Source organism: Microbacterium sp. CBA3102, assembly GCF_007954505.1.
Lineage (GTDB): Bacteria > Actinomycetota > Actinomycetes > Actinomycetales > Microbacteriaceae > Microbacterium > Microbacterium aurugineum.
The window spans coordinates 1-12,688 of sequence record NZ_CP042412.1 but is presented as its reverse complement, the minus strand read 5'-3'; the positions used below and the strand labels follow the sequence as shown (position 1 = coordinate 12,688).

Here is a 12,688-nt window from a genome sequence, read left to right as displayed (position 1 = left end):
AGGTCAGGTCCCGACGAGGTCGGTGGTCCCGATTAGGCTGAGTACATGCCCCAGACTGTTCCCGCTCCCTTCCCGTGGGTGGATGTGTGGGGGCAGGACGCCGCGGTCGACACGCTCCGTGCCGCCGCCTCCGATCCCGCCGCGCTGTCGCACGCCTGGCTGATCACCGGTCCACCCGGATCAGGAAGATCGACCCTGGCCTATGCCTTCGCGGCCGCGCTGATCGCCGATCACCCCGACGACGAGAACGTGATGCGGCAAGTGCTGGCGGGCACGCATCCCGACGTCACCGCGCTGCGCACCGACAAGGTCATCATCACGATCGCCGAGGCCCGAGGCCTGGTGGAGCGCTCCTACTTCGCGCCCTCCGCGGGGCGATATCGCGTGATCGTGGTCGAAGACGCCGACCGCATGGTCGAGCGCACGTCCAACGTGCTTCTGAAGGCGCTCGAGGAGCCGCCGGAGCAGACGGTCTGGATCCTGTGCGCCCCCAGCGAGGCCGACCTCCTGCCCACGATCCGCTCTCGCGTGCGGTCGTTGCGGCTGACGGAACCGGACGTCGACGATGTCGCGCGTCTCATCAGCCTGCGCACGGGGGCGGACGAGGCCATCGCCGAGCAGGCCGCGCGGCACGCGCAGCGCCACATCGGCATGGCCCAGCGGTTGGCGACCGACGATGCGGCACGCCGTCGCCGCGACGAGACGCTGCGATCCGTCCTCGGTGTACGTGGCGTCGGCGATGCCGTCGAGGTCGCCGGCCGGATCATCCAGGCCGCGACGGAGGATGCGAAGGCGCTCACGGCCGAGCGCGATGCGAGCGAGCGCGCCTCGCTGCTGCGCACGATCGGCATCGCGGAGGGCCAGGCTGTGCCGCCGGCGCTGCGCACCCAGCTGTCCGCGCTCGAAGACGATCAGAAGAAGCGCGCCACCCGGAGTCTGCGCGACGGGATCGACCGGGTGCTCACCGACCTGCAATCGCTGTTCCGTGACGTCGTGATGCTGCAGTTCGACCGTGGCGGCGACCTCATCAACCGAGAACTCCGTCCCGAACTCGAGGAGCTCGCGGCCGTCTGGCCCGTGACCCGTACTCTTGTCGTACTTGACCACCTAGCCGAGACGCGGCAGTCCTTGGAGCGCAACGTCGCTCCGCTGCTCGCCCTGGAGAGCTTGCTCGTGACGATCACGAGCGGGAGGAAACCGTGAACAACCGATCGACTTCCCGCTTCCGGCGTGCCCTCGGGGTCATCGCCGGCCTCGCCGCGGCTTCCGTCGCCCTCTCCGGCTGCCTCTACGCGATGATCCCCGAGCAGTCCTCGCGGCCGTCCACGACCGCCGCTCCCGATACCGAGGGTGTGGCAGAAGACCTGCTGCCGTTCTACTCGCAGGAATTGACCTGGACCGAGTGCGGCACCGGCTTCGACTGCACCGACGTCACGGCGCCGCTCGACTGGGAGAACCCGGCAGCGGGCGACATCACGCTCGCGGTCGTGCGCCATCGGGCGGAGGGCACCCCGGTCGGCTCGCTGCTGACCAACCCCGGTGGCCCTGGTGCCAGCGGTGTGGACCTCGTCCTGAACAACCTCGGATTCGCTGTCGGGGCCGACCTCATCGAGAACTTCGACGTGATCGGCTTCGACCCGCGCGGAGTCGGCGACTCGACCGCGGTGACCTGCTACGACGCCCCTGAGATGGACGACTACCTCTACGGCATCCCCGCCGCCGCCCGCGGTACCGCGGAGTGGGAGGCCGAACTGCTCGACGCGCACAAGTCGTTCGCCGAGGCGTGCGATGCGAACAGCGGCGGGATCCTGCCGTACATCACCACGGTCAACGCCGCCCGCGACATGGATCTGATCCGTGCCGTGCTGGGCGACAAGCAGCTGAACTACCTCGGCTACTCGTACGGCACATTCCTCGGCGCGACCTACGCGAAGCTCTACCCCGAGAAGGCCGGGCGTCTGGTGCTCGACGGTGCGATCGATCCCGCTGTCCCCGGCCTCGAGGTCGGCGCGACGCAGGCACTCGGTTTCGAATCGGCGCTGCGCGCCTACATGCAGAGCTGCCTCGACTCCGGGGAGTGCCCGTTCGCCGGGACGGTCGATGAAGCGATGGCCGATCTCGGAGCGCTGCTGGCGAGCGTCGATCGCACGCCGTTGCAGAGCGGAGACGGTCGACTCATGGGCGCGGACACCCTGCTGACGGGCATCATCGCGGCGCTCTATTCGCAGGACAACTGGGGATTCCTCACGCAGGCGCTCGATGAGGCTCTGCAGGGCGACCCGACCTCGGCGTTCCTCCTCGCCGACTTCTACAACAGCCGCGAAGACGGCGTCTACATCGACAACTCCACCGAGGCGTTCCGCGCATACAACTGCATGGACTACCCGGTGGAGGACGACCCCGCCGCGGAAGCCGCCATCGATGCCAAGATCGCCGAGGGTGCCCCGACCATCGCGCCGTATTGGAGCGGTCCGGATTCCTGCGAGGTCTGGCCCTATCCGCCGACCGGAACCCGGGGTGAGATCACGGCCGAAGGTGCGGGACCCATCCTCGTGATCGGGACGACCAACGACCCGGCGACCCCGTACGAGTGGTCCGAATCGCTCGCGGATCAGCTGGAGGAGGGCGTTCTCATCACTCGCGTGGGCGAGGGGCACACCGGCTACAACAAGGGCAACACCTGCGTCGACGACGCGGTCGAGGCGTTCCTGCTCGACGACGTGGTGCCCGAAGACGGCCTCCGCTGCGAGTGAGACCGGCCCGATTCGCGAGCGAGCGCGAGACAGGGTAAGATCGGTGATCGCGCCGCTCACGCGTCGCACGCCGCTTTAGCTCAGTCGGCAGAGCATTTCACTCGTAATGAAAAGGTCGTCAGTTCGATTCTGACAAGCGGCTCCATCAAACCCCCGGAATCCCTTGAGATTCCGGGGGTTTCGGCGTTCATGTCGGCGGCACCTGCAAACATATGTTTTGCAGGTGTATGTGTGCATCCATGTGTGCACCGGTCCGAGGAGAGATGATGCCGAAGGTTCGTAGCAACGGAGACGGAGGTCTCTACGAGATCAAGTCGCGGGGGCACTGGCGCGGGGTGATCGACGTTGGGTTCCACCCGGACGGACGCCGCAAACAGAAGTACGTCACGGGCCGCACGAAGAAGGAAGCTCGCGACAAGCTTGATGCCCTCCGCGCAGAGGTGAACGAGTACGGTGCTCCGCTGGACAAGACGATGACCGTCGAGAAGTGGGCCGATCACTGGCTCAGGACGATTTGTGAACCCAAGATGAAGCCTGCAGCTCTCGCGGGGTATGAGTCTGCGGTGAACAAGTGGATCGTGCCACCGCTGAGGAAGAAGCGGATATCGGCACTCAGGCCGTCAGATGTCCGCGCCGTCACGCTGGCCGTCACCGAGGCAGGGCGAGCGATCTCGTCGGCGCAGAAGGTTCACGCGGTGATGTCGTCGATGCTCGATGCTGCCCGACTCGATGGCGTCTGTGCGAAGAACGTAGCCGCCGATGTCACGCCACCGGGGACAGGCGAAGGGGCGCGCGGTGCTCTGGACACAGATGTCGCTCTACGGGTGCTGCAAGCCGCTCTGCGTCGTCCTGACGGCGTGCGCTGGTGGTTCGCCGTCCTGACCGGAATGAGGCAGGGAGAGCGGCTAGGAGCCACGCTGGACAGCATCGACCTCGTGCGGCATGAGTTCACCATCCAGTGGTCCCTCTCCGAGGTTCGCTTCAAACATGGATGTGGCGGGGAGTGCGGCAAGAAGCGTGCTGGATCCTGCCCGAGTCGACGACTGATGGTGGGAGCAGGGCTCGTGCATGAACCGCTCGACGGTCGGCTCTGTCTTGTGCGGCCAAAGTCAGGGAGGGTCCGTACGTTCCCACTGATCCCGGCGCTGGAGAAGGAACTCAAGAAGTACCTCAAGGCGAACAAGCGCCCCAACCCTCACGGTCTTATCTGGCGCAACCCTGACGGCTCCCCGATCACCGCGGAGCAGGACCAGATCGAATGGCGATCCATCCTTCTCGACGCCGGCGTGATCACCGCAGACCAGGCGTTGCCGCCGAAGGATCGACCGGACGGAACACCCCCGACGCCCACGACACACTTCGCGCGCCACACCACGGCCACAGTGCTGATGGAACTCGGTGTAGATGCGAAAGTCATTGGTGAGATCGTGGGACACGTCAACGTGCGAACCACCCGTGGGTATCAGCACGTGTCGTCTGCGGAGGCGCGCAAGGCGCTCGAAGCGATCGGCACCCACTTCCAAGCTGCCTTCGACCAGTAGCAGACACAAAGCCGCCCGACACTCAGGTGTCGGGCGGCTTTCTGCGTTAACCGGCGAACGCTCGATGACGCCACTGACCGACCCCGTGCCGCGCCCTGCTGTACGTCACGCCGCGGAGCTTGGTCAGGCAATGCTGCTCGTACGCGAAGATCCCCTCGACCGACACCGAGAACTCTTCGGCCAGCCAATGCTGATCAGAGTTGATCGCCTCGAGACGGGCATACTCGGCTGGGTCGATCAACAACCGCGCTGCATACGCGTTCGCCTGCCGCTCAGCCGCATCACGAACGTGTGGTCCGCTGCACGTGTGGTTGTAGTAAGCGTGCCCGCACTCGTGTCCCAGCACCCACCTGGACTGATCGAAAGTCATCCCCAACCGGACGACGATCATCTTCCGCTTCGGCAGGTAGTACCCGAGTAGATCGGGGTCATCGTCGATGTGAGCGAAATGAACCTGTGCGCCGAGCGTGGCCGCGTGGTGGATCAGTTCGCCGTACATCGGGCTCCTACTCTGCGTGCGGGATGTTCGCCTCGTTGTGACCGCGGTACGCCGCAAGGTCGTGTTCGCTCTTCCTGAGCTCCTGCTCTTCCTCACGGGAGAGCACAGGGGCATCATCCTCGACGCCGCCGACATTGCGGAGTCTCGCGAGCGCCTGCGCGCCCCACCCGTCGAGGCTGTCGTCGGACCATGTGTACGGCGGGTCCAGCCGCACCTCTTCGTCGACATAGCTGATCGCAGAAGCTCGGATCCCTTGGTTCAGAACCAGAGACTCAACGCTCGAAAGCAGCTCACCCATGTCGATCGCGAGCGCATCACAGATCGTCGCAAGATGATCGACCGTCATCGGACGGGCGGCGCGGATGATCTTCGAGAACTGGGACTGGCTCACACCACACAGGGTTGCCAGCTCTGCCTGGCTGACGTCGTATCTGGCGATCTGCCCGCGGAGACGGGAGGCAATTTCCTTCGATACGGCAGTGGGTTCGTAGTCGCTCACGGACTCATCGTGTCAGATCTGACACGAAACACGCAAATGCGCTTGCTTTCTAGTTCAGAGGAACTATCTTAGTTCACATGAACTACTCGACTCCGAGCGGCAAGGCGGCCAGGGCCGTCCGCTCCATTCTCGCAGATCGCCGCGAGTCGGTCGAGACCTTGTCAGAGATGACGGGGATCTCGCTCAGCACTCTCAAGCGTCGACTCTTGCTCGCTACCCCATTCACCATCGACGAACTGGGTCTCATCGCTCAGCACTTCGAGGTCTCGATCATCGATGTCCTCATTCCGATCAGTGAGCGCGAGGCAGCGGTATGAACGCTCTCATTCCGATCCGCGAACACGACGGACGACAGGCCGTCTCTGGCCGCGAGTTGCACGCGTTCCTCGAAGTTGGCGCGCGGTACAGCGACTGGTTTCCTCGGATGCTGGCCTACGGCTTCGCGGAGGGCGAGGACTACGCGCTCATTTCTGAGTACGTGAGATCCGAGGAGCGAGGCCGAGATTACGCCCAGACTGATCACGTCCTCACCCTGGACATGGCGAAGGAACTCGCGATGATCCAGCGCACCGACAAGGGCAAGCAGGCTCGCCAGTACTTCATTGAGGTGGAGAAGCGAGTGAAGCAGAATCCTGCGATCCCCGACATCTCAACCCCCGAGGGCATCCTCGCGCTCGCTCAGCAGTTCACCCGCACCGCAGAGGAGTTGGTCGCAGCGAAGCACGAGGTTGCCACACTCACGCCGCTTGCAGCACAGGCGCACGTGCACAATCTCGGTAAGGAATTTACGACTCGGCAAGACTTCGCCCGCGAGATAGTGAAGTGGGCGCTCCACAACGGGATCAAGGTGACCGCGCCCCAGGTGTTCGAGTTCCTTGCTCGCAAGCTCGACATGTTCGTAGCGGGCAACCGTGAGGACAACGGAGACGCGACCCTCAGCGGCGAACGCCGCGGGCTGTCCACGACCGTAAAGGGAACGTCGACCGTCAACGGGTTCGCTTTCCACACAGGGAAGCTGACGCCTAAGGGCGTCGAGTATGCGTGGTCACGTGCGCAGAAGTACATCATCGAGCACGGAGATCTCGTGCTTCGCAGCAAGGAGATCGGACGATGAGCACCTACCTGTACCGGGCCGTGAACGCCGAGCCCATCAATGTCATCGAGGAATGGGACGACGATGGCACCCCCTACACGATTCGCTACGAACCGGGGGAGTGGACGTTCGGCCGACAGACGGGTTACCTTTCCCGTTCCGGGGCGTCGAGCGCCGGTCAGCGATCCGGTCACCTCTTCACTGTGCTCCGTTCTGAGCCGATCGTGTTCCTGACCCGCGCCGAGAAGATCCAGAAGCGGATCAACGAGCTGCACGCACAGCTCGCCGCGTTGGCGGTGGAGTCATGAGCGCCGGCGTTGTGCAGCGGATCGAGTTTCCGCCCGCACTGTTCACCCGTGAGCTTGCGGCCTACTACCTCTCCAAGTCGCTGCGTGAGATCGACGACCTCCGCAAGACGGGCGATTTGATCCCGGTGGGCGACGGAAAGCGGGTCATGTTCCAGAAGTCGGAGCTTGACCGCTACGTCGAGAAGCTGCCCGAGCGTGATTCGGCGGTGGCGTGATGGACACCCTGCCTCTCTGGTTCGCTGTCCCGGCGATCATCCTCGCGTGGATCGGTTACATCGCCCTCGAGTTCCGTTCGTCGAAGCGGTACTGGGCTGAACGTGACGCGTATGACCCGGTTGTGGTGACTGGTTCTGGTGTCCGTCGTGACCACCGCATGTACGCGTGCAAGAGCGTAGGAGGTGTGCGATGAGCGATGCACATCAGCACCTCGCCGTCGAAGGTCAGCCGCTTACCGAGCATGAGCGCATTCTTCGAGCGTGTGACTGGTCGGACTACCGCAAGGCTTACGGATGCTCGCCGGATCCCGTCGAACTCAATCGTGAGCACATCTTGTTCTGCGCTGGCTGGGATGCAGGGCGTCGATCTGGTGGTGCATCGTGACTCAGTTCTCTTCCTCCCTGTACCCACAGACCAACCCGACGAATCCAATCCTGCTCGAGCTGCGGCAAGACCTCCCGCTCGACCGTGCGGAAGGTATTGCTTTCACAGTCTCCGTGGCGAAAGCCCTCGAGACGTGTCGTCGATCGTTGTGGAGCTATTCCGAAGCTACGGATGCGCATCTCGACCATGCCGGCCGTGTGCTGACTCGTCTGGCGGCTCTGTCCGGCTGATCCCCGTAAACGATCCCCGCACCTCCCTGTCGTGGGGAGGCGTGGACTAGTGCGCTCAAAAACGCACGTGCTGACAACTCAATACACACAACCGGTGAAGATATGCCGGCCCCACGCCAACGGGGTCGGACACCCCCAGATGGGGGCTACGGGATCAGGGAGAACCCACGACAAGACGTGTGGGGGACCGGTGGACCTGTGGTGCACGAGGACGAATGGACGGGCCGCTAGGCAGCGGAGATGCCGCCCCTCAGGAACGCAACCGGGTGGAGTCGAAGAAAAGGGTGCGGAGTACCCGTGTAAGTGGCGGCTGAGAAGCGACGGTCCATCGGTGAAAGGCACAGCGCGACTGGAAGACACCGATGTTCGAGTCATCGGCGCGCACTCGATCAACGAAGGGAGCCCGGACATGGGCGCAGATATTCACTCAATGGCCGAGCAGTTCCGGCCCCGATACGCAAGGCAAAGCGAGGAGCCGACATCGCGATGGGTGCCGATCGACAGCAACATCTTCCCGCGCGCATCGTGGCGCGGAGAAGGTCGCGGCACCGTTCCGCTTGACGAACGGAACTACGACCTGTTCGCACTTCTCGCCAACGTACGCAACGGATACGGCTTCGCTGGCATCAAGCGCGGCGACCCGATCGCGCCTCTCGCCCTGCCGCGTGGCGTGCCGGAAGACGCAAGCTTCGCATGGCTCGCGGAAGTCGACCAGTGGGACGTGGACATGCACAGCCATTCCTACTTCACCCTTGCCGAGCTGCTTCAGTTCGACGCCGAGGGGCGTTTCGACCAGCCCATGCGGAGAACGGGCGCTATCTCAGCCGAGCAGTACGAGGAGATCAAGCGTGCGGGCGTCAAGCCGACGACGTGGAGCGGGAGCGTTTCGGGCTTCGGAATCCAGACGCTCTCGGTTGAGGAGTACGAGGCTGGCAAACGTGCGGAGATCACGCCTGAAGATCTGGAGAACGCAGCCTCGTGGAAGCGACGCGGGAACGAAGTGGGCGATGTGCTCACTCGCCAGCCGCAGACGTACGTGCAGTACGTGTGGGAGGACTCGCTGAGCGAAAGCGTGAAGGAGCTGCGCAGTGCCATCGAGGCGTTGACCCGATACGCGGCCGACATCCCCGCAGACCCCGAGCAGAAAGACCACGAGGGAAAGCGCTGGGGGGACAAGCCGGGATGGTACGGCCATGGCGGAATCGCGCATGACCATCTACGGATCGTGTTCGGCTTCGACAACTAAGTCCGGCCCGTGCGTGCGCTCACAGATCGGCGCACGGGCACTCGGGGGTGACGGTTCTGAGCGTCCACCAGGAGAGGGGTCTCCTGCGGCTCCCGTCACCCCCTCCTCTCTTCCCACTCTCTGGGGGAGTGGGAACCCGGCCTGTGGGGTGCCGGACCAGTGCAGGGCCGGGCGATCTGGGGATCAGCCCGGCCCTCACTCAATCGACGACGAAGGAGTTCGACATGCCTGAGCGCATCTGGCATTCCCGCGAAAAGGGCTGGAAGCTGCCCCCGAACACGGTGAAGGTCTCCCGGCGCACCAAGTGGGCTAACCCGTTCTCCGCTCGCGTGAGGGGCGGCGAGGACGGTCAGGCGACGATGACGCGGGAGATGTTCTGTGACGAATACCGGGAATGGCTGACAAAGGAGACATACCTCAATCGAGACGTTGATGGCCGATGGGTGCAGATGAGCTATTCGTCTTACCCGTCACTGCTAGGCATCCCGTATGAAGGTCGCCCAAGCCTGGACGAGATCCGAACGGCACTGCGGGGCAAGGATCTCGCGTGCGACTGCCACATGAGCCAGCCGTGTCACGCCGACGTACTGCTTGAGATCGCGAACCGCGATGCATGACCGAAGACCAAACCCGGCCGTTCCCAACCCGTGCGCGTCTTGCGCTGGTTGGGGGAGCACCACGGTCCGTAAAGGGACCGACTACGAGAAGGACAACGAATGCCTCGACTGCAGCGGCAGTGGGCAGAGGACGAAGGAGACGACATGAGCGAGCGATACCCGGCAATTGGCGAACTGCTCAGCAGAAGCGATGACTACCCGAGGCAAGACGGCACAGTCGGCTTCGGATTGAGCCGGGATGGGTTGATCGCACTGTTGCAGGAATGCACTCCGCGTATGGACTCCATCTCGGTCGTTCCCCACCACGTTGGGAACGGAGACATGACGTCGTTCACGATCACCACCTACGTCAGCTTCTCGCGCTCAGAGATGAGCCGGCCATGACTGCGAACAGTATCCCTCCGCTCCCGGTGGAGCGTGCAGATACAAGACCGGTCCGCATCGTCCCCCTACACGACACCCGTGCATGGGCCACGTTCATCACCATCACATCCGGGGCTATCGGTGCCCTTGCAGGTGGCTGGTTCGTCTACGGGTTGGTGATCATCAATGGGTGACCTGGGGAGTGTTCTCGCTGACCCGTACGTGCTGATCGAAGAGTTCTTGCCGCGAATGCAGGACGCAATCGACAGGCCGCACATCGAAGGTCTCTGGTTTTTGATCCGTTCAGATTTCCGTGAGGCGTTCGAGGGGACTGAGTTCGACGATGACGTTCCTGATGCACTGTTCGACCTCATGACCGCCTTCGCATCGATCGAGCCTCGGATCGTCCCATGACTGACACCGACTGCCCGAAGTGCACCCCCCCGAACCGGGACAACCACCACACAAGCCATCTGACGCCTGCGTGCGTCCCAAACCGCGACCGCACTGCGACTGTGCGGCCTGCTTCTAAGGAGAACCACCATGACATCGATCGCTGAGCTTGAACACAGACTGCAGCTCGCTCAGGAAGAGAAGGCCGCGGCGCTCATGCACTACAAGTACCGCGAAGGGAAGGAAGCCGCCGCTCTCGACGCGCTCACAAAGGCCCGCATCGAGCAGGGAGAAATGTGATGGCTGAGCAATTCAAGGCCATCGTGCGGAGACGGGATGCGAGCGACGACGCTGGTCTGGATGCAGACGAAATCTGGCCCGCGAAGCTCCGTTGGGTTTCGGAGTGGGATCGGTTCGACTCCGAGACGGGCAAGTTCATTAGCGGGTGCACCAGCCCGTTCGAAACGCACGCAGAGGCGCTCGCGGAGGCTGTCCACGAAGCCGACGAGGTGCGACGGAAGAACGCCGATGAAGCCGCTCAGGACGGCATCGTCAGTCTCGAGATCTGCTCATGACGTGCCCGCTCTGCCTTGACCACGGAGAAGTGGTCATCACCCATAACCCGACCGTGTGGATGGACTGCCCCCACACGTACTGGAAGGACCAGACATGATCGAATACACGGCAAGGAATTGCTCATTCGAGAAATGTACTCGTGTTGTGCATGCGTTGGGGTTGTGCATTGGTCACTACGCCCAACGTCGATCAGATCGGCCTCTAACGCCACTGCGGACGAAGAGGGACCGCGCTCGACGATCCCGCCGAGAGCTTCTGGGGCCGGGTCGACAAGTCCGGCGATTGCTGGCTGTGGATGGGGGCAGCCTCAGAAGGATATGGAGTGGTCTGGTGGGAGGGAAGGAGGCGCGGCGCGCACGTGATCGCCTTCGAGCTGACACACGGTGATCTCGCTCGCGGCACTGTGCCAGATCACCGCTGCCGCAACAGGCTCTGCGTCAACCCCGATCACCTCCGTCCTGCAACGGCGAAACAGAATGCTGAGAATCGCGGGCCTCAGTCAAACAACAGCTCGGGATACCGGGGCGTAAGGAAGGACCGAAGGGGTAAGCGCTGGGTGGCTTCTGCGCGCCACTTCGGAGTGGAACACCGCGTTCCTGGCTCATTTGCCTCTCCGGAAGAAGCCAACCTAGCCGCGATCGCACTTCGGTCGAGGCTCTTCACCCACGCCGAGGAGGCATCTCATGTTTGACCCAAGGACGACCACGGTCACGGAGCGTGACGAAGAACTCGGACGGTGGAGGTGGCCCGAGAACCCCGACTACGTGGTGTACCCGGATGAGGATGGTGATGCTGTCGTTCTGAACGAGCGGGATGGCATGTCTGGAATCGGGCAAACCCGCGCAACCGTCGATCGATACCCGAAATCGTTCGGCGCTGACGCCGCCCGCGCCTACTTCGAGGCTCACCCGGAGAAGCCCTGGCATGAGGCTAAGCCCGGTGAGGTGTGGGCTCTGACCACGGAGAACGTGGGCGACGAGATTGCCGCCAGGGTAGCCGAGGTGAATGAGCAGACCGTCTTCGAGTACGTCGCTGGACTGTCCAAGTTCGCCATCACGGATACGCGATTCACATCTGGTCGTCGCATCTGGCCGGAGGACGCATCGTGACGGACTACAACGGCTTGGTCTACGGACTCGACGAGCAGAACAACAGGAGAAGCGCATGAGCCTCACAACGTATCCCGAGCTCGAGCAGGGCTCACAGGAATGGGTGGACGCAAGATGCGGGATGGTCACCGCATCCACAATCGGCGCACTCATCACCCAGAAGTCTCGTGACGCGTTCACGGTCGACTGTGTGAAGTGTGGGGCGAAAGCGTTCAGTCCGTGCATGAGCGCGGCGCGCAAGGAACCCACACCGATCAAGACGGTGCACGATGAGCGCACATCTGTTGTCGCCGCGATGCCGAAGGTGCTCGAGGTGGCTGATGGTGACACGTCTCGCACTCTCACTATGCAGCTCGCGGCCGAACGCATCACCGGTCACGTCGACTATGTGCACCCGACGTTCGACATGCAACGCGGCACTGAGGATGAACCATTCGCCCGTGACGCATACTCCGAGAACTATGCCCCCGTCGAACAGGTCGGGTTCATGGTTCGCGACTTCGGAAGCTACCGGATCGGCTACTCACCAGACGGTCTTGTCGGTGATGACGGGCTGATTGAGATCAAGTCACGTCGCCCGAAGGAACACCTCAAGACGGTGCTCGCTGACAGGCCACCGCTCGAGAACATGGCGCAGATGATGGCAGGCATGGTCGTCAGTGGCCGCGAATGGTGCGACTACGTGTCGTTCAGTGCGGGGCTTCCTTTGTGGCGGAAACGGGTTCGTCTCGAAGACCGTTGGGTGACAGCCATTCATGCCGCCGCCGAGGTGTTCGAGATCAACGTCACCAACATCGTCAACAACTTCACCGCCGCCACCGCCGGTCTACCCATGACCGAACGGCGGGCAAGCATCGAGGA

Annotated in this window: 18 protein-coding genes, 1 tRNA gene and 1 pseudogene; 18 read left to right on the top strand and 2 right to left on the bottom strand. The window is 63.2% G+C overall.

Translation table 11 applies throughout. From position 1 onward, the window contains the following. The first annotated feature begins 45 nt into the window (after window positions 1–45). The 4 genes from FGL91_RS00100 (at window position 46) to FGL91_RS00085 (ending at window position 4,294) form a co-directional block, all read left to right on the top strand. Window positions 46–1,203 carry a DNA polymerase III subunit delta' gene (locus FGL91_RS00100; RefSeq protein WP_047521576.1) on the top strand — a complete coding sequence of 386 codons (1,158 nt, stop codon included), beginning with the start codon at window positions 46–48 and terminating at the stop codon, window positions 1,201–1,203. Continuing rightward, entirely contained in the window at window positions 1,200–2,753 is a 1,554-nt protein-coding gene (locus FGL91_RS00095) for an alpha/beta hydrolase (RefSeq protein ID WP_153242716.1), read from the top strand. Before FGL91_RS00100 ends, FGL91_RS00095 begins: the two co-directional genes overlap by 4 nt. Window positions 2,754–2,822: 69 nt before the next feature. Further along, window positions 2,823–2,898 (top strand) — tRNA-Thr (locus FGL91_RS00090). Between the two features lie 328 nt (window positions 2,899–3,226). Further along, window positions 3,227–4,294, top strand: coding sequence for a tyrosine-type recombinase/integrase (locus FGL91_RS00085; protein WP_227991766.1), 1,068 nt, complete (start codon window positions 3,227–3,229; stop codon window positions 4,292–4,294). Window positions 4,295–4,340: 46 nt separating this feature from the next. Here the strand turns inward: FGL91_RS00085 and FGL91_RS00080 are convergent, their stop codons facing one another. Together FGL91_RS00080 and FGL91_RS00075 are read right to left on the bottom strand one after the other, a co-directional pair. Next, a complete protein-coding gene (locus FGL91_RS00080) occupies window positions 4,341–4,793 on the bottom strand; it encodes an ImmA/IrrE family metallo-endopeptidase (RefSeq protein ID WP_194239281.1) in 453 nt (150 codons plus the stop codon). Between the two features lie 7 nt (window positions 4,794–4,800). Beyond that, on the bottom strand, window positions 4,801–5,292 hold the full coding sequence (locus FGL91_RS00075; protein ID WP_153242713.1) for a helix-turn-helix domain-containing protein: 492 nt from the start codon (window positions 5,290–5,292) through the stop codon (window positions 4,801–4,803). A 77-nt stretch (window positions 5,293–5,369) separates the two neighbouring features. Here FGL91_RS00075 and FGL91_RS00070 point away from each other — a divergent pair, with 77 nt between their 5' ends. From FGL91_RS00070 to FGL91_RS00005, 14 genes and pseudogenes are all read left to right on the top strand, one after another. Beyond that, the gene (locus tag FGL91_RS00070) at window positions 5,370–5,609 is read left to right on the top strand and encodes a helix-turn-helix domain-containing protein (protein WP_153242712.1); all 240 of its coding nucleotides are present in this window, start codon (window positions 5,370–5,372) and stop codon (window positions 5,607–5,609) included. Further along, window positions 5,606–6,406 carry an antA/AntB antirepressor family protein gene (locus FGL91_RS00065; RefSeq protein ID WP_153242711.1) on the top strand — a complete coding sequence of 267 codons (801 nt, stop codon included), beginning with the start codon at window positions 5,606–5,608 and terminating at the stop codon, window positions 6,404–6,406. The genes FGL91_RS00070 and FGL91_RS00065 overlap by 4 nt, the downstream gene beginning before the upstream one ends. Beyond that, on the top strand, window positions 6,403–6,693 hold the full coding sequence (locus FGL91_RS00060; protein ID WP_153242710.1) for a hypothetical protein: 291 nt from the start codon (window positions 6,403–6,405) through the stop codon (window positions 6,691–6,693). Before FGL91_RS00065 ends, FGL91_RS00060 begins: the two co-directional genes overlap by 4 nt. Beyond that, entirely contained in the window at window positions 6,690–6,908 is a 219-nt protein-coding gene (locus tag FGL91_RS00055; protein WP_153242709.1) for a helix-turn-helix domain-containing protein, read from the top strand. Before FGL91_RS00060 ends, FGL91_RS00055 begins: the two co-directional genes overlap by 4 nt. Before the next feature lie 190 nt (window positions 6,909–7,098). Beyond that, complete coding sequence (locus FGL91_RS00050) at window positions 7,099–7,293, top strand: hypothetical protein (RefSeq protein WP_153242708.1); 195 nt, start codon at window positions 7,099–7,101, stop codon at window positions 7,291–7,293. 561 nt (window positions 7,294–7,854) lie between these two features. Further along, window positions 7,855–8,769 carry a hypothetical protein gene (locus FGL91_RS00045; RefSeq protein WP_153242707.1) on the top strand — a complete coding sequence of 305 codons (915 nt, stop codon included), beginning with the start codon at window positions 7,855–7,857 and terminating at the stop codon, window positions 8,767–8,769. Between the two features lie 224 nt (window positions 8,770–8,993). Beyond that, a complete protein-coding gene (locus FGL91_RS00040) occupies window positions 8,994–9,386 on the top strand; it encodes a DUF4326 domain-containing protein (RefSeq protein WP_058630643.1) in 393 nt (130 codons plus the stop codon). A gap of 144 nt (window positions 9,387–9,530) precedes the next feature. After that, complete coding sequence (locus tag FGL91_RS00035; RefSeq protein WP_153242706.1) at window positions 9,531–9,770, top strand: hypothetical protein; 240 nt, start codon at window positions 9,531–9,533, stop codon at window positions 9,768–9,770. A 201-nt stretch (window positions 9,771–9,971) separates the two neighbouring features. Then, the gene (locus FGL91_RS00030) at window positions 9,972–10,163 is read left to right on the top strand and encodes a hypothetical protein (RefSeq protein ID WP_153242705.1); all 192 of its coding nucleotides are present in this window, start codon (window positions 9,972–9,974) and stop codon (window positions 10,161–10,163) included. Between the two features lie 129 nt (window positions 10,164–10,292). Next, window positions 10,293–10,442 carry a hypothetical protein gene (locus tag FGL91_RS00025; protein ID WP_153242704.1) on the top strand — a complete coding sequence of 50 codons (150 nt, stop codon included), beginning with the start codon at window positions 10,293–10,295 and terminating at the stop codon, window positions 10,440–10,442. Beyond that, window positions 10,442–10,717, top strand: a complete 276-nt coding sequence (locus tag FGL91_RS00020) for a hypothetical protein (RefSeq protein ID WP_153242703.1) — start codon at window positions 10,442–10,444, stop codon at window positions 10,715–10,717. The genes FGL91_RS00025 and FGL91_RS00020 overlap by 1 nt, the downstream gene beginning before the upstream one ends. Before the next feature lie 296 nt (window positions 10,718–11,013). Next, window positions 11,014–11,409: an HNH endonuclease gene (locus FGL91_RS19360; protein ID WP_153242702.1), complete on the top strand. Its 396-nt coding sequence runs from the start codon at window positions 11,014–11,016 to the stop codon at window positions 11,407–11,409. After that, the gene (locus tag FGL91_RS00010; RefSeq protein ID WP_153242701.1) at window positions 11,402–11,827 is read left to right on the top strand and encodes a hypothetical protein; all 426 of its coding nucleotides are present in this window, start codon (window positions 11,402–11,404) and stop codon (window positions 11,825–11,827) included. Before FGL91_RS19360 ends, FGL91_RS00010 begins: the two co-directional genes overlap by 8 nt. Next, window positions 11,724–12,437 (top strand): annotated as a pseudogene (locus FGL91_RS00005) (YqaJ viral recombinase family protein); the annotation flags it as partial. The gene FGL91_RS00010 and the pseudogene FGL91_RS00005, both read left to right, overlap by 104 nt. Window positions 12,438–12,688 lie beyond the last annotated feature (251 nt).

What these genes read in the sequence shown, in the direction of transcription:
- FGL91_RS00010 (WP_153242701.1), top strand. Translation starts at nt 11,402, where the DNA reads ATGTTTGACCCAAGGACGACCACGGTCACGGAGCGTGACGAAGAACTC.
- FGL91_RS00040 (WP_058630643.1), top strand. Translation starts at nt 8,994, where the DNA reads ATGCCTGAGCGCATCTGGCATTCCCGCGAAAAGGGCTGGAAGCTGCCC.
- FGL91_RS00055 (WP_153242709.1), top strand. Translation starts at nt 6,690, where the DNA reads ATGAGCGCCGGCGTTGTGCAGCGGATCGAGTTTCCGCCCGCACTGTTC.
- FGL91_RS00070 (WP_153242712.1), top strand. Translation starts at nt 5,370, where the DNA reads ATGAACTACTCGACTCCGAGCGGCAAGGCGGCCAGGGCCGTCCGCTCC.
- FGL91_RS00085 (WP_227991766.1), top strand. Translation starts at nt 3,227, where the DNA reads ATGACCGTCGAGAAGTGGGCCGATCACTGGCTCAGGACGATTTGTGAA.
- FGL91_RS19360 (WP_153242702.1), top strand. Translation starts at nt 11,014, where the DNA reads ATGGGGGCAGCCTCAGAAGGATATGGAGTGGTCTGGTGGGAGGGAAGG.
- FGL91_RS00065 (WP_153242711.1), top strand. Translation starts at nt 5,606, where the DNA reads ATGAACGCTCTCATTCCGATCCGCGAACACGACGGACGACAGGCCGTC.
- FGL91_RS00060 (WP_153242710.1), top strand. Translation starts at nt 6,403, where the DNA reads ATGAGCACCTACCTGTACCGGGCCGTGAACGCCGAGCCCATCAATGTC.
- FGL91_RS00080 (WP_194239281.1), bottom strand. Translation starts at nt 4,793, where the DNA reads ATGTACGGCGAACTGATCCACCACGCGGCCACGCTCGGCGCACAGGTT.
- FGL91_RS00025 (WP_153242704.1), top strand. Translation starts at nt 10,293, where the DNA reads ATGACATCGATCGCTGAGCTTGAACACAGACTGCAGCTCGCTCAGGAA.
- FGL91_RS00100 (WP_047521576.1), top strand. Translation starts at nt 46, where the DNA reads ATGCCCCAGACTGTTCCCGCTCCCTTCCCGTGGGTGGATGTGTGGGGG.
- FGL91_RS00035 (WP_153242706.1), top strand. Translation starts at nt 9,531, where the DNA reads ATGAGCGAGCGATACCCGGCAATTGGCGAACTGCTCAGCAGAAGCGAT.
- FGL91_RS00020 (WP_153242703.1), top strand. Translation starts at nt 10,442, where the DNA reads ATGGCTGAGCAATTCAAGGCCATCGTGCGGAGACGGGATGCGAGCGAC.
- FGL91_RS00050 (WP_153242708.1), top strand. Translation starts at nt 7,099, where the DNA reads ATGAGCGATGCACATCAGCACCTCGCCGTCGAAGGTCAGCCGCTTACC.